Source organism: Enterococcus sp. 3C7_DIV0644 (assembly GCF_002141235.1).
GTDB lineage: Bacteria > Bacillota > Bacilli > Lactobacillales > Enterococcaceae > Enterococcus_D > Enterococcus_D entomosocium.
The window spans coordinates 709,203-728,038 of record NZ_NGLK01000001.1 but is presented as its reverse complement, the minus strand read 5'-3'; the positions used below and the strand labels follow the sequence as shown (position 1 = coordinate 728,038).

Genomic DNA, 18,836 nt, shown 5'->3' with positions numbered 1-18,836 from the left:
TATAAATGAAAAATCATTCCATCCGCCATTTAACGATCGCTGCATTGTTAATCGGCATGGGGATCGTCATTCCCATGGTAATGCCCAAAATCGTCATCGGACCTGCATCTTTTACCTTAGCTAGCCATGTTCCCGTATTTGTGGCGATGTTCTTTTCACCAGCGATGGCGATCGCTGTAGCTTTAGGAACGACCTTTGGCTTTTTCTTAACACTACCACCAATCATTGCATTACGGGCATTGTCCCATGTTGTTTTTGCAGTCATCGGTGCCTTTTATTTACAGAAGCACCCAGATATTTTACTGAAAAATGGCAAACCCTCTTTATTGAATATCAAATTTCAGAGCTTTAACTTGATTATCGGACTGATTCATTCTGCCGTTGAAATGGCAGTCGTTGCCGCCTTTTACTTCACAGGAAATGTACCAGGGACAGCATTCGATGGCAATTTCTACTATTTCTTGTTCGTTTTGATGGGGATCGGTGGCTTGATCCATAGCTTGATCGATTTCAATTTGGCTTATTTTGTTGCAGGTGCCTTAAGCAAACAATTTGATATTCGTTCGTTTTCAAAAGCAAAAGGACGCTTTATTCAGAAACAGAAGAAAGCGGCATAAGCGCCAGTTTGAATAGACCCGCTGCGTAAACGGGTCTATTTTTTTGTGTTTAGATTAAGAAAATACTCCCTCTTAAAACGTTTATTATAGTGAAATAATAAACAGAAATAAGTTATAATATAAAAGAGGAGGAAGTAGATGAAGAAGAAAAAGTTAAAACGGTTACTTTTAGGTATGTTCGTCTTGATGCTCTTCTTTCTGCTGATTTTTTATGACAGTAAGAATGGGCAGTCCCCCTTTGAAAAGATAGAGGATGAATTGACACTAGCACTTTCGGATGAAGAACAAACACCAGAGCCTGAATACAGTGACGTTATTCAATTGGACGTTCCGTTAGAAAATCAATTCGATGAAGTTACGTTAGGAAATGGTTGTGAAGTAACGGCTTTATCGATGCTCTTGAATTTTTACGGATTTGATACCAATAAAAATCAATTGGCAGAAGAATTAGTGTATGTCCCACTTTATGAGGATTATAATCACCATGGAGATCCGCGAGAAGGCTTTGTTGGAAACATCTATGGCGGCGATAGCGCGATGGGTGTTGACGTAGAACCGATCACTGATGTCGCCGAAAGTATTGTAAAAGAGCAATATGAAGTCGTTAGTGGACGAGACAAAAGTTTTGATGAGATCGTCAAAGTCCTGCAATCTGGGAAACCAGTTTGGATGATCGCGACGTTAGAATTACAAGTACCTACCGATGCTGATTTCTTTCAATGGAATACCCAAAATGGCGAAATCCTTGTGACTGCATTGATCCATTCGGTAGTGATCACTGGCATCGATGGTGATACAATGTATGTCAACGACCCTTATGGGCATAAGGATCGCGAAGTCAGCAAAGAAGACTTAGCAGCGATCTATGAAAAAATGGGTCAGCAATACTTATATTTAGAAGAAATCTAAGAAAAAGTCTCAACTTGCCGTTGACAGTAAATGAAAAAACAATTATAATTTTTTAAAATTAAACAAAGAATTCGATAACGTTGAAGAGAAGAGTAGCAGATCAACAAAGGTACAGAGACTCCGGTTGGTGAAAAAGGAGACATGCGGTGATCAGTGAAGATGAGCTCTGAGTTTTTTTGTTGGTTCACGCCAGCAAAACGGCATGCGCCCGTTACAGCGCCAAGTATCATAGTGTACTGTTGAGGTGTTATTTGTGAGAATAGCACGAATTAGGGTGGTAACGCGCATCAAGTCGTCCCTTTTATCCATAAGGATAAAAGGGCGGCTTTTTTTGTTTTTCACAGCCGAAACTGTTCGCTTTCTCTTCAACAAGAAATTTATCTGTAAGGGGTTGAAGCAATGCCAATCATTATTCCCAAAGAATTACCCGCTGCAGCGGTCCTGCAAAAAGAAAATGTCTTTGCCTTACTGCAGCATAAAGCGGCGAAGCAAGAGATCCGTCCCTTGAAAATCGCGATCGTCAATTTGATGCCGAAAAAGATCGCTACAGAAAATCAGTTGTTGCGTTTACTTTCCCAAAGTCCACTGCAAATTGAGGTGACTTTACTAAAAATGAAATACCACGAAAGCAAAAACACGTCTGTCGATCACATGGAAAAGTTCTATCAAGAATTCTCAGTGATCCAGTCCCAACGATTCGACGGCTTGATCATCACTGGTGCCCCGGTTGAAAAAATGGCCTTTGAAGCCATTGATTATTGGCAAGAACTGCAAGAGATCATGGATTGGAGCCAGACGAATTGCACTTCAGTCCTGCATATTTGTTGGGGGGCACAAGCAGGTCTTTATTACCATTATGGTATCGACAAAGTGTTGTACCCAAGCAAGTTGTTCGGTGTCTTCGAACAAGCAGTCACGCATTTTCATCCGCTTGTTCGCGGTTTTGACGACGTTTTTTATACGCCTCATTCGCGCTATACTGGCATCGATGAGGGCCAGCTCGCCCAAGCGCCTTTAGAAATCTTGGCAGCGGGTGTTGAAACAGGGCCTTCCATCTTCGTATCAGAAGATCATAAAAATGCCTTCTTGCTAGGGCATTTTGAATACCACACAACGACCTTGAATGAAGAGTACTTGCGAGACATGGAACGGGGCTTAGCTACCGCATTGCCCCAAAATTACTTTGCCTATGACCGTTTAGGCGGAAAAATTACCAACCGTTGGCGGGGACATGCCTCTTTGTTTTTCAGCAATTGGATCAATGAAACCTACTTGCGAACGCCGTATGACCTGTCCGTCACGCCGACGAAAGAAGGTTACCGAATTGGCAGTGAGCCAGAAGGTCGGGTGAGTATCAATGACGACTGAGCATTTTCTCTCCCACTATGCTAGACAGCGAAAAGGCACTGATTCTTTAAAATGGGATCTTGTGGATCAACGGTTCCAAGGAGAAAAGCTTTTGCCTTTATGGGTAGCTGATATGGATTTTGCTGCGCCAAAGGCAGTGGAAGAAGCCTTGCAGCAACTGGTTGCTCAAGGAACCTTTGGCTATGCGATTCCCCCCTCAGGCTATTTTTTAGCCTATCAAGCTTGGCAAGATCGCCACTGGGGGACGAAATTCGAAGAAAAATGGCTCTCGTTTTCCACAGGGGTCGTCCAATCTTTGGTTGATTTGCTTCATTGTTTCACAGAACCAGACGATGGCATCTTGATCCAGCCGCCCGTCTATTATCCCTTTTTTGACAGCATCAAAGAGACGAAAAGGCGCTTGATAGAAGCACCCTTGCAAAAGGTGGGGAATTCTTATCAAATCGATTTTGCTGCTTTTGAAGCCAAAATCATTGAAGAAAAAGTGAAACTATTTATTCTCTGCTCCCCTCACAATCCAGTAGGGCGGGTCTGGCAAGAGAAAGAACTGCATCAGTTATTGGCCATTTGCCAAAAACATGAGGTTGTCGTGATCGCCGACGAGATCCATCGTGAGCTGATACTCGGTGAGCAGCAATTTGTTTCAGCCGTGACAGTGGCACAGGGGGGCGGCTTTGAGAAGCTGATCGTTCTGGATTCGCCCTCAAAAACCTTCAACTTAGCAGGATTATTGCTCTCTCATGTTTGGATTCCTGTTTTAGAGATGCGTAGAGCCTATGAGGAGTGGTGCCGACAATACAAGCAGACGGAAGTCAATCGTTTGGGATTGGTGGCTGCGAAAGCCGCGTATGAATCGGGGGATCAATGGCTAGCGGACCTGCTTTTGGTGATTGCTGCCAATGAACAAATGGTCCGCCAGCAACTGCAAGCAGCATTTCCCAAAATTGAGCTGCTGCCATTAGAAGGAACCTATCTTCTCTGGGTGGATCTGCGGCAAGTCATTGCCAAAGAACGAACCAAGCACGTGATCCAAGATACTGCCGGTCTGGCAGTCGACTATGGGGAATGGTTTTCACAAGGCGGTCAGGGCTTGATTCGTCTGAATCTTGCGACAACACCGACGATCATTCAAGAAGCCCTTGATCGCATGATCGAGGCAATCAAAAAGGAGGAACGACATGACGATTGATACAGCAACTTTTCTGGCACAATTAGGCAATCATTCGGATCAGCAAACTGGGGCGATCAGCCCACCGATCTATCTTTCCACGACCTTTGCTCATCCTGAGTTAGGGCAAAGTACAGGCTATGATTATACCCGTACCAAAAACCCGACCCGTGATATCTTAGAAGCAGGTCTTGCTGAATTAGAAAAAGGAGCTCGGGCAGTAGTGACCAGCTCTGGCATGAGTGCGATCGCTTTGATTTTTGATTTATTTGCCAGCGGCAGCCGCTTTTTGGTTTCTCGTGACTTGTACGGCGGTAGCTTTCGCTATTTTGCGGAACTGGAAAATAGCAAGCGGGCCTTTTTCGATACCTTCAGTACTTTAGCCGAATTAAGTGAAAAATTAACTGACGAGGTAACGGCTGTCTTCTTAGAGACCCCGACGAATCCCTTGATGACCGTGACGGATATTGCTGAAACCGCCAAGCTTGCTCACGAACAGGGGGCGCTATTGATCGTAGATAATACCTTTTTGACGCCCTTACGGCAGTTGCCCTTAGAAGATGGCGCGGATCTAGTGATCCATTCAGGTACTAAGTTCTTATCTGGTCACAATGATATTTTGGCAGGCGTCGTCATCGCAAAAGATGCGCAGCTGGGGGAGCGTTTGAACTATTTAGCCAATACTTCTGGCCCGACCTTGAGCAGCTTTGATACGTGGTTATTTATTCGTAGTTTAAAGACGCTGCCATTGCGCTTTGAACGGCAGGAAGCCAACGCCAAGGAAGTCGGCCGCTTTTTACGAGCCCATCCGGCGATCAAAGAGGTGCTTTATCCGAACGCCGGCGCGATGATCAGTATTCGGGTGCTTGATGAAACCAAAATCAGCGGCTTTTTAGCAGCATTACAGGTCTTTACCTTTGCGGAAAGCCTAGGTGGTGTGGAAAGTCTCATCACGTATCCAACGACACAGACCCACGCGGATATTCCTCAAGAGGTACGAGAATCTTATGGGTTGACGCCGGATCTTTTACGGATCTCCATTGGGATCGAAAGTAGTAAAGATTTGATCGATGACTTAGAAAATGCACTGAAGATATTCAAATAACCCGACCACAGATCAGCTAGTTAAAAACTTACTTTTGTAGAGTAATTTTATTGACAGTTTTAGTTGTATAGGATAAAGTTACACTACATATGAATAGTGAGTCCGATGTTTTCGGTTGACGGCAACAGGCATTTGCCATTTCTCCTTTGAAAAAACAATTTGTTTTGAGAAACAGAGGTGAAATTGGTCTAGTTGAGCAATACGTCAAGAAAACGGGACGATTGATCTGAGGAGGGAACAAAAGGGGAAAAAGGGATGAAAAGAAACGTAGTAAAGGGATTGGCAACAGGGGCTCTTGGATTGCTGGCATTGTTCAGCTTCGCCGCTTGCGGCAGCAGTCAAGCAGATGAGGAAGCCACCGTTGTCAAATTGGGTGTCGTGGGTGAGCAAAACGAAGCCTGGGAACATGTGCAGGAAGAATTGAAGGAAAACGAAAATATCGACTTGCAATTGGTGAAATTCACCGATTATCGTCAGCCAATCGTGGCGCTTGAGGATGGCTCAATTGACCTTCACGCAGCATTGACGGAGATTTTTATGGACAATGTCAACGAAGAAAGTGGTTATTCCAACACGACGATTGCCTATACGACATTAAACCCACTTGGTATTTATTCCGATAAAATCACCGATGTCAACGAATTGGCAGATGGTGCTACGGTGGCTTTACCCAATGATGTCTCAAATGAGAGCCGTGCACTATTACTCTTACAGACCGCCGGTTTGATCACTTTGGATGAATCAAAAGGTTTACTGCCAACAACCAGTGATGTCATTGACAATCCCAAAGCCCTGAAATTTGAGCTACTTGACTCCAATCAAACTGCTCGGGCAATGACCGATGTCGACATTTCTTTGATCAATAATGGCATGGCCGTCGATGCTGGTTTGGTTCCTACAGAAGATGCGATTTTCTTAGAACCTGTGGCTGATTCCTCCAAGCCTTATTATAATGTGATCGCTGCGCGAGCAGACGAAGCAGACAATGACGTTTACCAAACGGTCGTTCGATATTATCAGACCGATGAAGTAAAAGCAATCATCGAGGAAGTAACAAAGAAATCTAGTATACCTGTATGGGAATAGAAAGTTAAAAACGACTATTACTATATAGGAACAGGAAGTAGGATGGAAAAATGATAAATTGGAAAAAAGGTTTAGCAAGTGTTGCCGTCGTTGGACTAGGATTTGTTCTAGCAGCCTGCGGTGGATCAAATACAGAAGAAACGTCAACCAGTAGTGCAGCTGGAGCTGGGGATGATTCAACATTCACTTATGCGATCAGCGGGGACCCATCGTCCACTAATCCGATCAACACCAGTGATCGTTGGGGATTGACAGTGACAAACATGATCTATTCTCCACTAGTTACAGTGGAAGCAGACGGAACAACACAAAATGCGTTGGCAGAATCAGTGGAACCAGCTGAAGACGGCCTTTCATTGACAGTACATTTGAAACAAGATGTGAAATGGTCAGATGGCGAAGACTTTACCGCCGATGACGTTGTTTTCACATATGAACAAAAAGTCAAAAAAGAAAATGGCAATGCCGATTCCCTTTGGGTCGACGACCAACCAATTGCGATCGAAAAAGTGGATGAATACACCGTCAAATTCGTGTTGCCGACACCGAGTGCGGCAGCGATCAGCAATATTGCAACCGAAACATACATCATTCCCGAGCATATCTTTAAAGATGTTACCGACTTCTCTGTCAGTGAACTGCCTGAAAAACCAGTCGGCACTGGTCCGTATCAACTGAAAGAATACAAACGTGGTGAGTACTTTACTTTTGAAGCCAATGAAAACTATTATGGCGGCAAGCCTTCGATTCAAAATGTGACGTTGCGCATCATCGAAAGTACCGATACTGCGAAAGTCGCTTTGCAAAAAGGGGAAGTGGATGCAGCCGTTGTCTTGCCTTCAGATATTGAAGACTTAGATGATGAGCAGATCTCTGTTTATCCTTATACTGAAAACCGTGTTGGTTATCTAGGCTTGAACACTCACTCAGATGCTTTGCAAGATGTGAAAGTTCGACAAGCAGTTCTCTATGCGTTGAACAAAGATGAATTAAATCAAGCAGCATATTTAGATGAAGAGTATTATGCAACACCATATTCATTCTTGCCACCGAACAACCCATACGTCACTGATGATGTTGAAAAATATGAGACGAATGCTGAAAAAGCAAAAGAACTTTTACAAGAAGCTGGTGTGACTGATTTGTCATTGAATTTGGCTTTCAACTCAACCGATCCAGCCCAAACGATCCAAGCTACGTTGATCCAACAACAATTGCAACAAGCAGGCATAACGGTTACACTTGAAGGTGGCGATGGTACAGCGATCTTTACCGAGTTGAAGAAACCTGATTCAACGAAGTACAACTTATTCCTTGGCGGGTATATCATGGGAAATGACCCTGACTTATACGGCAGTCTATTTGAAACTGGCGGTAGTGCCAACTACTTCCAAAGCAATAGCGAAACCATTGACAATTTGTTTGCCCAAGCAGCAGTTGAATTAGACACGGACAAACGTGAAGCATTGTATGATGATTTGCAAAAGGCCATTGCTGACGAAGCGATCATTTACCCAATCGTTGACAACAAGAAAATCCTAGCGGTCAATAACCGAATTGGTAATGTAGAAGATGCAGGTTTGATCCCAATCTATACATTCGAAGATATGTCTAAATTGACAATCAAGTAAATCCATTGGCTGTGATAAAGAGGAATCTTTTTTATCACAGCTTTTTTCTATGAAAAAGAAAGTAGGTCAGTTATGTTTCGATACATTGCAAAACGAGTATTGCAAGCAATCCCTTTGCTGTTTGTGATCTCTTTTATCGTTTTTTCACTTATACATATCGCACCGTATGATGTGATCGACTCCATCACGACACCCAATATGTCGCAAGAGCAAATCGATCTTTTGCGGCAGCGCTATGGCTTGGATCAACCCTTTTTGGTTCAATATTTTCTTTGGATCAGAAATATTCTTACCGGTAATCTTGGCTTTTCTTTGGTGTCTCAAAGTAGTATTTCACAAGAACTTGCGACTCGGATTCCCAATACCATGCGCCTAGTGATCCCCGCTTATTTGACTGCCTTGTTGTTGGCCATCATTTTGGGCCTGTTGGCTGCTGCCAACAAAGGAAAGATTTGGGATCGGATCATTGACGCTGTGGCATCTCTAGGAATCGCTGTGCCGACCTTCTGGTTTGCGATGATCTTGATTTATGTGTTTGGTTACTTATTAAATATGTTTCCAATCATTGGCATGTATACGGTCGGTAAAGAAGGGGATTTTGGCGATTTTCTGCAGCATTTTATTTTGCCTTATACCACATTGACAGTCGCCTTCTTTCCAGATTTGACGCGGTATATCCGCGCATCAGCGACACAACAAGTTTCAGAAGACTACGTGATGGTGCAACGGGCATTTCATGCCAGCAAATGGCAGATTTTCAGCCGTCATATTAGTCGAAATATTTTGATTCCCGTTGTCACCCAAATCGGCTTGGCGTTGCCGATGTTAGTTACCGGTGCGATCATTACAGAAACGATCTACGGCTGGCCGGGCGTCGGCCCTTACTTGATGAGTGCGACGAAAAGCCTCGATTATCCTGTGATCATGGCCATCATGCTGTTGTCAGCAACACTGGTCATCTTAGGGAATTTGTTAGCGGATGTATTATACTCCGTGGTTGATCCACGTATCCGTAAAGGAGGGAGTAAGTAATGAAACGTTTCAAAAAAATCAGTGAAGTCATGCTTGCTTCGCCCATCTATACCTTTTCTGTCGTTTTCCTGACGTTATTGATTATTTTGTCGCTTGTTGCACCTTTGATCCCCATCGATCCTAATGCAACGGATGTCAGCAACATGTCACAGCCGCCGAGTTGGTCTCATTTATTTGGAACCGATGAAGTGGGGCGAGATTACTTTATTCGGGTCGTCTACGGCGGTCGGGTATCATTGTTTGTAGGTGTTTTGGCAATGATCACAGCGACGTTTATTGGGACTCTTGTCGGTCTTGTTTCTGGCTACTTTGGCGGTTGGATCGACAACCTTCTGATGCGGCTCGTCGATGTATTGTCATCGATTCCTTGGTTGGTGTTAGTGATCGTTTTGAGCGTCTTTTTACGTCCCGGACTAACCACGATTATTATTGTGATCGGCGGCTTCTCCTGGATGAACATCGCTCGTTTGATTCGTGGTGAAACGTTAGCGGCGAAAGAACGGGAATATGTCGCTTACGGGAAATTTATCGGACGTTCTTCATTTAGTATTATCGTGAAGCATGTTTTCCCAGCAGTGCTTCCTACCTTGATCGTTGCGGCATCTGCAAGTATTTCAGGAGCGATCATGACCGAATCGGCTTTGAGTTTTCTAGGCTTAGGAATACAGCAACCGATGGCTTCGTGGGGCAGTCTGTTGCAAAACGCGCAAAACAGCTTGCAGCGGGCACCATACATGGCGATTCTTCCAGGGCTCTTTGTTATTTTCACCATCTATTCCTTTAACAATATCGGCGACATGATCAAACATGTCTTGCAGAGAGAGGTGTGACCGATGAAGACAGAGTTATTAGCGATCGAAGCGTTGAATGTGACATTTCAAAGCAAAACCGGTCCGAAACCGTTAGTAAAAAATCTTGATCTGGTAATTCCTAAGGGCAAAGTCGTTGGGATCGTTGGCGAATCTGGCAGCGGCAAAAGTATGACCATGAAAAGCGTCATGGATCTTTTGCCTGATAAAGTGACCGATCACTATACCAGTTATACATTTGAAGGAGCAGCAGTGACCGATCGTCGAACATTACCGATCGCCATGATTTTTCAAGACCCGATGACTTCGTTAAATCCTTTGCGCACGATTGGCTATCATTTGATCGAAGTGATTCGCCGCTCACAAAAAGTATCGAAAAAAGCAGCACAAGAAATCGCCGTCAAAGAGTTAGAAAAAGTCGGCATACCTTTTCCAGCACAACGCATGAAACAATATCCTCATGAGCTATCTGGGGGGATGCGTCAGCGGGTGATGATTGCCATGGCTTTGTTGGCGCAACCGAAATTGCTGATCGCAGATGAACCGACAACGGCTTTAGATGTGACGATCCAAGCACAGATTTTGGCATTGATCAAAAACCTGCAAAGAGAGAACCAGCTTTCCGTCGTCCTTGTGACCCATGACTTTGGGGTCGTTGCAGGAATGTGCGACTTTATTAAAGTGATGTATCAAGGCCGAGTCGTGGAAGAAGGAACCACGGAAGAAATTTTTTATCAGCCGGAACATCCTTATACGAAACAATTATTGCAGGCGGCCCATTTAGGCGACAAGCATGCCGAATTAAAAGTCTTTGACTATCATGAGACATTGGCAGATGAACTGCAAGAAACGCAACTATCTAAGACACATCGCGTCTGGCGCAATCAGGAGGTGACAGAATAATGGAAGAACTGATTCGCGTAGAACATGCGACGAAAATCTTTCGCAGTAAAAACTGGCGCGGCACTGTCAGTGAAGTCCGAGCGGTCGAAGATGTCAGCCTTACGATCCATCGGGGCGAGACATTGGGGCTAGTGGGGGAATCTGGGAGTGGGAAAACCACTTTAGGACGCAGTATTTTAAATTTAGAGACCTTAACAAGCGGGGAGATTTTCTTTGAAGGCAAAGAGATAACAGCATTGACGGCAGAAGATCGCAAAGCAGCGTATCAGCAAATGCAGATCATTTTCCAAGATCCGTATTCATCATTGAATCCCCGTATGACAGCACTTGAACTGGTGATGGAGCCGTTGTATCATGAAACGAAAGATGCTGCTCGAGCGAAAGCCAAAGAAATCTTAGCGATCGTCGGGATCACCGGTGATGATGTTCATAAACTGCCTCGCAGTTTCAGCGGCGGACAACGGCAACGGATCGGTATCGCTCGTGCGGTGGTCAATCGCCCGGCGTTCGTCTTGTGTGACGAACCGACTTCGGCATTAGATGTCTCCATTCAGGCTCAGATCATCCAATTGCTACTGCGTCTACAAAAAGAGTTTTCATTGTCTTATTTATTCATTTCCCATGACTTATCCGTGATTCGTCATATCAGTGATCGAACAGCCGTCATGTATCAAGGGAAATTAGTTGAATTGGCACCTACCGACCGTTTGTTTGAAAATCCGCTGCATCCTTACACGAAGAAATTATTAGCAGCAGCTCCGATCGCTGATCCTGTGTTAGCAAGAGGTGCGATGGAACAAACGGAAATTCAAAGCACGATTACCTTGACACCATTGTATGAATGGGTCGAAGTTGAACCAGATCATTTTGTGAGGAGAGAAAAACGATGACAGTAGAAACATTGACGATCCACCAAGGAAGCGACAAATTTGAAATGACGACCCCAACTGGCAATTGGGTGTTAGCACGGGAAAAAGGCTATTCGCCAGTCCAAATGCTGGTGAGTGCGGTCGCTGCTTGCGGCGGCTATGTATACGCATCCGTCCTAGAGAATTCAAAAATCACAGCAGAAATCGAAAAGATCGAAGTCAGCTATGACCGGGACGACAACAAAAAAGCCCAACCAGTCAGTGCTATCCACATTCAGTTTTATGCGAAAATCGCTGAAGCCGACTATGACAAAGCGACCCGTTGCCTAAAACTCGTTTCACCAAATTGCCCCGTGATCCAATCGTTAGATCCAACGATCGAAGTGACGGAAACGGTGACGTTTATTTAATCGAAAAAAGACTTTGTGTGCCTGAAACCAAAAGGCGTACAAAGTCTTTTTTGATCAATAAATAATATTCTCCCGAATAAAGTCGATATCTGTCACTAATAGTTTGCGATCGACACTTTTTAGGGCGCCAGATTCTCGTAATTTTTGCATCATTCGATTGACACTGCTGGCAGAGGTAATGCCGCAAAAGCGAGCGATCTCCTCATTGGTGACTTCAAAGTCGATCAAGACGCCCTCTGTTGTTTGAACCCCAAAAGTTTCATAGAGCTCATTGATTTGGGTACAGACAGCACCAAATTTGCCGTTCATCAGCATTTGCTGCATCTTTTTCATCGTATCCATCAAGTTTCTCCGATAATACTCTTTGACATAATCCTGTAGCAGACGGTCACGATTGACATCTGCCCAAAATTGATCCCGCACGATTTTGTATAATTCGGCTTCTTCTGATTCAACCCGCACATTAAAAGGGGCTTCGACTTCTTGAGAGGATTCGTCTTTAAACAAAGAGACGATCTCGAAATCCGTCAAATAGCGCAAGTTGAATTCGCGCCCTTCATGGGTCACTACGCTAGTTTTGATGATGCCTTTTTTTAAAATATAGACGTACCGATCCGGGATCCCCTCATACGTCAAGTAACTCTTTTTCTTACGGATAACGATCGGTATTGCTTGTTTTTCTAAATAATCACGTAATATCTGTTTTTCCACCCGCGTTACTCCTTCACTTGATGCCAACCCAACATTTTCTGAAAAAAAGATGAAATATCCTCTATTCAAGCTTCATTAAAAGACATTTCTAGTGAAAAAGCAATAACAAATGTTAATGTTTCTTGTTAATGCTCTTTTTTAACAGCAAAAGCGCATTTCAAGTAGAGGAAGTTTCGGTATAGTAAAACGCATCACAGCACAAACAGGAGGAATGGAAGAAACATGTCAGACAGGGAAACCAATCAAGAAGGAATCGTCAGCTCGACGCCGTCAACCAAAAATGAAAAACTATGGAACAAAGGGTTTATCACGATTACCTTGATCAATTTTATCGTCTTTCTCGTGTATTATTGTTTTGTCGTCATCACTGCGAAATTTGCCACTCAGGAGCTAGGGGCATCCACCGCACAAGCTGGCTTGGCAGCGGGGATCTACATTATCGGGACCTTGATCGCTCGCTTGTATGTTGGAAAAATTTTAGAATTAGTTGGTCGTAAAGCTGTTTTGCGCTGGGGGATATTGTTTTATGTCATTACCACCGCTGCTTATTTGGTCTCAGTCAACATTTATATTTTAGATACTGTGCGCTTTTTCAATGGCTTTGCTTATGGTGCTGTCTCAACTGCGGCTAATGCGATCGTCACAGCATATATCCCAGCTTCCAAACATGGCGAAGGGATCAATTACTATGGATTAAGTACCAGTTTAGCAGCGGCAGTCGGGCCTTTTATTGGCATGCTATTATTACCGACCGTCGGCTTTGATTTCATTATTTGGTTAGCAACCATCTTATCAATCGCAACAGCCATCGCGTGTTTCTGGTTCCCAGTCAAAAACATCCCATTAACAGAAGAACACAGAGCACAACTAAAAAAATGGTCCATCAAAAGTTTTGTCGAACCAAAAGTCTTTTTCATTTCCGGGATTGCCTTTTTGATCGGGTTGGCTTATTCCAGTGTTCTCGGCTTCTTGTCGATCTACGCCAGTGACCTTGGGTTAGAAACGGCCGGTGCCTTTTTCTTCATCGTCTATGCACTTTCCGTGACCTTCACACGGCCAATGACTGGCAAACTATTTGACCGCCATGGCGCAGATGCGGTCATGTATCCCAGCTTTCTTTTCTTGACCCTTGGTCTTTTCCTATTGAGTATTACCGGCAACAGCTGGATGTTGTTGCTTGCGGGTTGCTTTGTCGGCTTGGGCTATGGCACCTTCATGTCGAATGGCCAAGCCGTTTGTCTAAAAGAGGTCGATCCTCACCGTGTCGGCGTAGCGCTCTCCACCTATTTCATCGGGCTGGACCTCGGCTTAGGCGTAGGTCCCTATGCATTAGGAAGCTTGCACGGTCTGTTTGATTATTCGCAAATCTACATCTTATGCGGACTGATCCCAGTCGTCGTCCTTGTTTTATACAAATTGTTTTATAAAACGAAACGCGCAGTTGCCGCCGTTGGTACGATGAAGCAGCCAATCAACGAAGAAGACTAACCTCAACCATTACAAAAAGGAGTGTTTCACCATGGATAACAATCAACTGATTATTGAAGCATTGAACAAATTAGTAACGAATATCAACGAATTGAATGAAGAAATGCATGCCATGAAAGAGGTCACCGCAACGATGACCCATGAACAGCTTGCTATCGATCATCAATTACGCGACATCAAATCGGTATTGATCAATGACAATCTGATTGGATAAATTGTCATAAAGCATGAAAGGAAACAAGAAACAGGAATGAACGCTTTTTTTGAGAATGTTTCCTGCTCACTTACTGGTGGTAGAAAGATTCACATGAGAAAAGCGTTTTTTTGATGCACAAAAAAAGAAAAGCGAACATTGGCAGAGTTTGTACAAGAAAATAAGCAAGAAAAATTGTAGCAGTCCGCGCTTGTATGCTATAGTGTGTCTGGGTAGCAATACCTAAAAAAAATCAGAGTAGGAAATAAAGCGTTAAGTGCTGAAAGGATGGGATGTTGCCTTTCGGACGAAGAACGATCATTCGTTCGCGGTTTTATTTTCGCATTCGCTGCATGAATTTGTAGCAACTCTAAAAGGAGATGCTCGCTATGAAAAGAAAAGTCGATGCACACATGATTGCGGTCATGGGACTTTTGATTGCCTTAATGGTGGTCTTGTCGCAAATCTTGGGGTTTGAAACCTCCTATATCAAAATCACATTTTCCTTTGTACCACAGCTGATCATGGGTATGCTGTTTGGTCCGTTTTGGACAGCAGTTGGCTCCTCATTAGCCGATATCGCAGGAATGGTGATTTTTCCAAAATCAGCCTACTTTTTCGGCTTTACCATCAATGCCTTTGTTGGTGGACTGATTTATGGCTACTTCTTCTATCGGAAAGAAGTCACATTAAAACGAGCGGCGATGGTCGTCTTGTTAAATACACTTTTAATAACCTTGATCTTAACACCGATCTGGTTAGCTATGATGCTGAATATTCCTTTGACAAGCTGGGCCATCTGGTCGGTCCGCTTGCTAAAAGCAGTCATCATGTTCCCGATACAAACTGCGTTGATTTACATCGTAGGGCGTGCGGTACCATACAAACGGCTGATCCGACGGTTCGTTTAACGAGTAAAAAAGAACGATAACATCCATTGAAGTGAATCATCTGCGAATATTTCGTCAGTGGTTCACTTTTTTCTTTCTAAGGATGGGCTTAGTCATTCTCAATAACTTGTTTAGAGGGGAAGGGTAACCTATGAATAAAAAAGGACTCGCTATGGGACTGTTTCTTTTCTTGGTCTTAGCAGCAATGGGAGGGATGAAGTGGGTGATAGAACAGCAAAAACAGCAAACGGAGGAGTCATCCGTGATCCAGCAAAGCAGCTCGAGAGACGAAACAAAGGAAGAAAGCAGTGCAAGCCAAGAAACCACCTCAGTTTCCACGTCACCTTCTGTTTCAACTTCCACGCAAGAACAGTCAGAAGAGGCAATAGCAGAAAAAATCGCCACGATGAGTTTGGAGGAGAAGGTCGGGCAATTGTTTTTTGTCCGTGTACCTGAAAGCAATCAAATCGAAGAACTTCAAAACTATCACTTTGGCGGCTATCTGTTATTCGGCCGTGATACCGAAAATGAGACGGCGGAGAGCTTGAAACAGAAAATTTCAGATTACCAAGCAGCCAGCGCCATTCCGCTGTTGATCGGTATGGATGAAGAAGGGGGCACGGTGACTCGCATCAGCCGCAATCCGAACCTTACGGATCAGCGTTTTCTCTCACCACAACAGCTATATGCCCAAGGTGGATGGTCGGCGATCGAAGAAGATACAGCAAAGAAAGCGGAAATTTTAAAAGCGTATGGCATCAATGCCGGGCTGTTTCCCGTTGCCGATGTTTCCACTGATCCGCAGTCCTTTATCTACGACCGAACCATTGGCATGGATGCGCAGGGCACGAGTGCGTTTGTAGAACGTGTGGTTCATGTTTTGCAGAAACACCACGTGGGGTCAACCTTGAAGCATTTTCCCGGCTATGGCAACAATCGTGACTCGCATGTCGCCATCGTCACCGATGACCGCCCGCTATCTGCACTGCGGGAAACGGATTTTCTGCCTTTTGCCGCAGGGATCAAGGCTGGTGCCGATAGTATTTTGGTGGCCCATACGATTGTCAATAGTATCGATAACACTGTACCCGCCTCTATTTCAAAACCCGTGCATGAGTTGCTCCGAAATGAATTGCATTTTGAAGGGGTCATCATGACGGATGACTTGGATATGGCAGGACTTTCTGAGTTCATTCCGCAAAATGAAGCCGCATTACAGGCGTTGCAGGCGGGAAATGATCTAGTGATCTCATCTACCTACCAAGAACAGATCCCCTTTGTCGTACAAGCGGTTGAAGATGGCCGCTATTTGGAAGCTGATTTGAATGCTTCCGTCAAACGAGTTTTGCTCTGGAAAGAAGCATTGCATTTACTTTAAGAAAAAAAACCTGCTGTTTCCTCCGTGTAAGAGAGTCGTTCTCTTACTGAGAGGAAGCAGCAGGTTTTTTTAGATACTCTGAGCCAGTACCTCTAATTCTTTGGCAAAGGCTTCTTGCCCAATAAATCGCAGATAGTCCAAGGCTTTTTCAATCGTGGCCATTCCCAGCGTACGATCTCCCTGGAACAAGGCGTAAATGCCTTCGAAATAACGAATCATCAGGCGGATACGATCATTGTCCGGCGGCAGGTGATCGGCTAGATACGTCAGCACATGCGCCAACTCGGCAGGTTTTTTGCGATCGATAAACAAGAAAGCCGCATTCGTCAGCAATTTTGTGTAGATTTGATAATTGATACTTAGCGTATTGCTGTAAAAAATTTTTTTATTCAGGTGTTTCATTTGATACAAGATGTACTCGTCAGAAAAAAGGAAAAGCAGATTGGTAAATAAGGAGATTTCAAACTTTCCCCACGTGTCGATTCGTTCCAAGTATTTCTTGATGGTCGCTTCGATGATGCAACGTTCTTCCTCGTCGGTAACTACGCCTTTTTTCTCTAAAATCAAAAAGAATTGACTATACAATACATAATAGAAAAAATCCTTCGTGGTTTTATACAGTGCTTGGGCTTTGTTGATCAAAGAGAGTACTTCAGAATAATTGCTTTCATAGTAAGCGGTGGTCAACTGTTTGGATAGCTGTTTTTTCTCGCTGACTTGATTGTCATCCAAGCGATACTCAAATTCCTCTAAGGTGACATTTAAGCGGTCCAAATATTGGTGCAAAATATCAAAGGCGATGCGATGCCCTTTTTGTTCAAAGGTTGCCAGTGTACTGCGTTCTGAAATGTTCTCAACCAATTTTCGCTGTGAGATATTTCGTTCCGTTCGTAACTCTTTTAACAAGTCATTGGCCTTCAAAAAATCCCTCCTAAAAAAGTGGACGGAAAAATAGTCCAAATATGTTACAGCTTTATTTTGCGGGTAAACTTGAAGAAAGTCAATTAAAGGAGGAGAAATGGATGTTTGATTTTTTTAGTTTTCCCTGGGAAGTTGTAGAACTAATGGCTAACGTTTTTTCTTTCTTCAAATAATCGATCCTTTGTGATTGGTTAGCAATTGATTTTTTAACAGGAAAAAAGTATAAGTGGTTTCACGTAATAAGTTACTGTTCATTCGCGCATTCAAACGCCCTCTCCCCAAACAGCTTACCCTGTCAAGGTGCGTAGGTTTGCCGAATCCCTTTTAAAAAAGGAGCAAACACAACAGCGAGTGATTGCTCTTTTTTTGTTGGTCAAAAAAACTGCATACGGCATCGCAACAGTCAGTTTTGCTTTTTCTTAAACATTGGTTCATTCGGATCAGAATAGTAATCAGGATTGAATTCATCATCGATCGATACCCCGAAAAGAGAAACGAGACTGGGAAGAAACCCAATCACGCCGAGGACGACGGCAACTGGAAGGTAGAATTTTTTACGCTTGTACCACGGAAGCTGCGATTTCTTTTCCATAGGAAATCCTCCTTTTCACTTAGTGTAACATGTTCTGAGTTAGGCGTGTTAATAATTACCTTCAATACTTAAAAATATACTAAAGCGGTGTATTGGTACATCTGATGGGGCAAAAAGTTTCGCTAGGTAAATCTAGGAAAGGGTCGTTTTTTTTGTCATTGCTGCCAGAATCAAGTTTTTATATAAAAAAGGAACCGAGTAAGAAAGCAATTCTTCTTACTCGGTTCCTTTTATTGAAAATAATCCTTGGCTTGGTCCATCAAGGTTTGAAAGTCTGATTCTTTTTTTCTTATTGCCTCTGTTAGGGTAAATAAATAACCGTTGGGGTCTTTGATGGTCATTTCAAGGGCATTCCAAGGCTTTTCCATCAAAGGTTCCACGATCCACTTTGAGGGAATTTTCTGAGCGATATTCTGAAGATCATTCATCGCTACATTCAAAATTGCCCCATCGCCAACAGTGAACGCTTCTGCTGCAATCAGCATCAAATCTTGGTAGTCAGCAAGACGCAGGTGGTCCATCATCACTTGATTTTCTTGATTGCGAAACTGATACAATGACTGGAAACCCAAGATTTCTGTGAAACATTTCGATGATTGCACAATATCTTTTGTCTTCATTTGGTAAAACATTGGCATAACATAAACTTTCATTTTGACACCTCCTCTTGATTAGAGGATACCGCTTGACGCAGCGTCAAAGTCAATAGACATTTTCGTAGTGAAGCAAAGCTTGATAATGGCGTTTCTTTGGCAC

20 protein-coding genes and 1 riboswitch are annotated in these 18,836 nt (G+C 43.6%); of the genes, 16 read left to right on the top strand and 4 right to left on the bottom strand.

Annotated features, from left to right (window positions below; genetic code table 11):
• Positions 1-5: 5 nt before the first annotated feature.
• From A5877_RS03445 to A5877_RS03390, 12 genes are all read left to right on the top strand, one after another.
• Complete coding sequence (locus tag A5877_RS03445) at positions 6-617, top strand: hypothetical protein (protein WP_005225537.1); 612 nt, start codon at positions 6-8, stop codon at positions 615-617.
• A 138-nt stretch (positions 618-755) separates the two neighbouring features.
• Positions 756-1,526, top strand: a complete 771-nt coding sequence (locus A5877_RS03440) for a C39 family peptidase (RefSeq protein ID WP_016613561.1) — start codon at positions 756-758, stop codon at positions 1,524-1,526.
• Positions 1,527-1,925: 399 nt separating this feature from the next.
• On the top strand, positions 1,926-2,894 hold the full coding sequence (gene metA, locus A5877_RS03435; RefSeq protein WP_086316385.1) for a homoserine O-succinyltransferase: 969 nt from the start codon (positions 1,926-1,928) through the stop codon (positions 2,892-2,894).
• Positions 2,884-4,083, top strand: a complete 1,200-nt coding sequence (locus A5877_RS03430) for a MalY/PatB family protein (RefSeq protein WP_086316384.1) — start codon at positions 2,884-2,886, stop codon at positions 4,081-4,083. Before metA ends, A5877_RS03430 begins: the two co-directional genes overlap by 11 nt.
• Positions 4,073-5,167, top strand: coding sequence for an aminotransferase class I/II-fold pyridoxal phosphate-dependent enzyme (locus A5877_RS03425; protein ID WP_086297017.1), 1,095 nt, complete (start codon positions 4,073-4,075; stop codon positions 5,165-5,167). Before A5877_RS03430 ends, A5877_RS03425 begins: the two co-directional genes overlap by 11 nt.
• Before the next feature lie 255 nt (positions 5,168-5,422).
• Positions 5,423-6,253, top strand: a complete 831-nt coding sequence (locus tag A5877_RS03420; protein ID WP_005234826.1) for a MetQ/NlpA family ABC transporter substrate-binding protein — start codon at positions 5,423-5,425, stop codon at positions 6,251-6,253.
• Between the two features lie 50 nt (positions 6,254-6,303).
• A complete protein-coding gene (locus tag A5877_RS03415; RefSeq protein WP_016613557.1) occupies positions 6,304-7,884 on the top strand; it encodes an ABC transporter substrate-binding protein in 1,581 nt (526 codons plus the stop codon).
• Between the two features lie 72 nt (positions 7,885-7,956).
• The gene (locus A5877_RS03410) at positions 7,957-8,916 is read left to right on the top strand and encodes an ABC transporter permease (protein ID WP_005234830.1); all 960 of its coding nucleotides are present in this window, start codon (positions 7,957-7,959) and stop codon (positions 8,914-8,916) included.
• Positions 8,916-9,746 (top strand): ABC transporter permease, encoded by an 831-nt coding sequence (locus A5877_RS03405; RefSeq protein ID WP_005234832.1) that lies wholly within the window; start codon positions 8,916-8,918, stop codon positions 9,744-9,746. The genes A5877_RS03410 and A5877_RS03405 overlap by 1 nt, the downstream gene beginning before the upstream one ends.
• A gap of 3 nt (positions 9,747-9,749) precedes the next feature.
• Positions 9,750-10,628 carry an ABC transporter ATP-binding protein gene (locus tag A5877_RS03400; RefSeq protein WP_005234835.1) on the top strand — a complete coding sequence of 293 codons (879 nt, stop codon included), beginning with the start codon at positions 9,750-9,752 and terminating at the stop codon, positions 10,626-10,628.
• Positions 10,628-11,518, top strand: a complete 891-nt coding sequence (locus A5877_RS03395; protein WP_008378908.1) for an ATP-binding cassette domain-containing protein — start codon at positions 10,628-10,630, stop codon at positions 11,516-11,518. The genes A5877_RS03400 and A5877_RS03395 overlap by 1 nt, the downstream gene beginning before the upstream one ends.
• Positions 11,515-11,907, top strand: a complete 393-nt coding sequence (locus A5877_RS03390; protein WP_086316383.1) for an OsmC family protein — start codon at positions 11,515-11,517, stop codon at positions 11,905-11,907. The genes A5877_RS03395 and A5877_RS03390 overlap by 4 nt, the downstream gene beginning before the upstream one ends.
• A gap of 54 nt (positions 11,908-11,961) precedes the next feature.
• On the opposite strand, the gene A5877_RS03385 is transcribed toward A5877_RS03390, so the two are convergent.
• Positions 11,962-12,618 carry a Crp/Fnr family transcriptional regulator gene (locus A5877_RS03385; RefSeq protein WP_034872302.1) on the bottom strand — a complete coding sequence of 219 codons (657 nt, stop codon included), beginning with the start codon at positions 12,616-12,618 and terminating at the stop codon, positions 11,962-11,964.
• Between the two features lie 222 nt (positions 12,619-12,840).
• Here A5877_RS03385 and A5877_RS03380 point away from each other — a divergent pair, with 222 nt between their 5' ends.
• The 4 genes from A5877_RS03380 (at position 12,841) to A5877_RS03365 (ending at position 16,567) form a co-directional block, all read left to right on the top strand.
• The gene (locus A5877_RS03380) at positions 12,841-14,106 is read left to right on the top strand and encodes an MFS transporter (protein ID WP_086316382.1); all 1,266 of its coding nucleotides are present in this window, start codon (positions 12,841-12,843) and stop codon (positions 14,104-14,106) included.
• Positions 14,107-14,137: 31 nt separating this feature from the next.
• Entirely contained in the window at positions 14,138-14,320 is a 183-nt protein-coding gene (locus A5877_RS03375) for a hypothetical protein (RefSeq protein WP_005225550.1), read from the top strand.
• 231 nt (positions 14,321-14,551) lie between these two features.
• Positions 14,552-14,653: riboswitch (THF riboswitch) on the top strand.
• Positions 14,654-14,679: 26 nt separating this feature from the next.
• Positions 14,680-15,210 (top strand): folate family ECF transporter S component, encoded by a 531-nt coding sequence (locus tag A5877_RS03370; RefSeq protein ID WP_005225551.1) that lies wholly within the window; start codon positions 14,680-14,682, stop codon positions 15,208-15,210.
• Between the two features lie 130 nt (positions 15,211-15,340).
• Complete coding sequence (locus tag A5877_RS03365; RefSeq protein ID WP_086316381.1) at positions 15,341-16,567, top strand: glycoside hydrolase family 3 protein; 1,227 nt, start codon at positions 15,341-15,343, stop codon at positions 16,565-16,567.
• A 69-nt stretch (positions 16,568-16,636) separates the two neighbouring features.
• On the opposite strand, the gene A5877_RS03360 is transcribed toward A5877_RS03365, so the two are convergent.
• From A5877_RS03360 to A5877_RS03350, 3 genes are all read right to left on the bottom strand, one after another.
• Positions 16,637-17,488 (bottom strand): Rgg/GadR/MutR family transcriptional regulator, encoded by an 852-nt coding sequence (locus tag A5877_RS03360; protein WP_086316380.1) that lies wholly within the window; start codon positions 17,486-17,488, stop codon positions 16,637-16,639.
• A 403-nt stretch (positions 17,489-17,891) separates the two neighbouring features.
• On the bottom strand, positions 17,892-18,080 hold the full coding sequence (locus A5877_RS03355) for a hypothetical protein (RefSeq protein WP_005234854.1): 189 nt from the start codon (positions 18,078-18,080) through the stop codon (positions 17,892-17,894).
• 230 nt (positions 18,081-18,310) lie between these two features.
• Positions 18,311-18,733 (bottom strand): glyoxalase, encoded by a 423-nt coding sequence (locus A5877_RS03350; RefSeq protein WP_086316379.1) that lies wholly within the window; start codon positions 18,731-18,733, stop codon positions 18,311-18,313.
• Positions 18,734-18,836 lie beyond the last annotated feature (103 nt).

Excerpts from the sequence above, each read along its gene's own strand:
- A5877_RS03415 (WP_016613557.1), top strand. The coding sequence starts at position 6,304 with ATGATAAATTGGAAAAAAGGTTTAGCAAGTGTTGCCGTCGTTGGACTA.
- A5877_RS03375 (WP_005225550.1), top strand. The coding sequence starts at position 14,138 with ATGGATAACAATCAACTGATTATTGAAGCATTGAACAAATTAGTAACG.
- A5877_RS03405 (WP_005234832.1), top strand. The coding sequence starts at position 8,916 with ATGAAACGTTTCAAAAAAATCAGTGAAGTCATGCTTGCTTCGCCCATC.
- A5877_RS03440 (WP_016613561.1), top strand. The coding sequence starts at position 756 with ATGAAGAAGAAAAAGTTAAAACGGTTACTTTTAGGTATGTTCGTCTTG.
- A5877_RS03350 (WP_086316379.1), bottom strand. The coding sequence starts at position 18,733 with ATGAAAGTTTATGTTATGCCAATGTTTTACCAAATGAAGACAAAAGAT.
- A5877_RS03395 (WP_008378908.1), top strand. The coding sequence starts at position 10,628 with ATGGAAGAACTGATTCGCGTAGAACATGCGACGAAAATCTTTCGCAGT.
- metA (WP_086316385.1), top strand. The coding sequence starts at position 1,926 with ATGCCAATCATTATTCCCAAAGAATTACCCGCTGCAGCGGTCCTGCAA.
- A5877_RS03380 (WP_086316382.1), top strand. The coding sequence starts at position 12,841 with ATGTCAGACAGGGAAACCAATCAAGAAGGAATCGTCAGCTCGACGCCG.
- A5877_RS03370 (WP_005225551.1), top strand. The coding sequence starts at position 14,680 with ATGCTCGCTATGAAAAGAAAAGTCGATGCACACATGATTGCGGTCATG.
- A5877_RS03410 (WP_005234830.1), top strand. The coding sequence starts at position 7,957 with ATGTTTCGATACATTGCAAAACGAGTATTGCAAGCAATCCCTTTGCTG.
- A5877_RS03355 (WP_005234854.1), bottom strand. The coding sequence starts at position 18,080 with ATGGAAAAGAAATCGCAGCTTCCGTGGTACAAGCGTAAAAAATTCTAC.
- A5877_RS03420 (WP_005234826.1), top strand. The coding sequence starts at position 5,423 with ATGAAAAGAAACGTAGTAAAGGGATTGGCAACAGGGGCTCTTGGATTG.
- A5877_RS03445 (WP_005225537.1), top strand. The coding sequence starts at position 6 with ATGAAAAATCATTCCATCCGCCATTTAACGATCGCTGCATTGTTAATC.
- A5877_RS03400 (WP_005234835.1), top strand. The coding sequence starts at position 9,750 with ATGAAGACAGAGTTATTAGCGATCGAAGCGTTGAATGTGACATTTCAA.
- A5877_RS03390 (WP_086316383.1), top strand. The coding sequence starts at position 11,515 with ATGACAGTAGAAACATTGACGATCCACCAAGGAAGCGACAAATTTGAA.
- A5877_RS03365 (WP_086316381.1), top strand. The coding sequence starts at position 15,341 with ATGAATAAAAAAGGACTCGCTATGGGACTGTTTCTTTTCTTGGTCTTA.
- A5877_RS03430 (WP_086316384.1), top strand. The coding sequence starts at position 2,884 with ATGACGACTGAGCATTTTCTCTCCCACTATGCTAGACAGCGAAAAGGC.
- A5877_RS03425 (WP_086297017.1), top strand. The coding sequence starts at position 4,073 with ATGACGATTGATACAGCAACTTTTCTGGCACAATTAGGCAATCATTCG.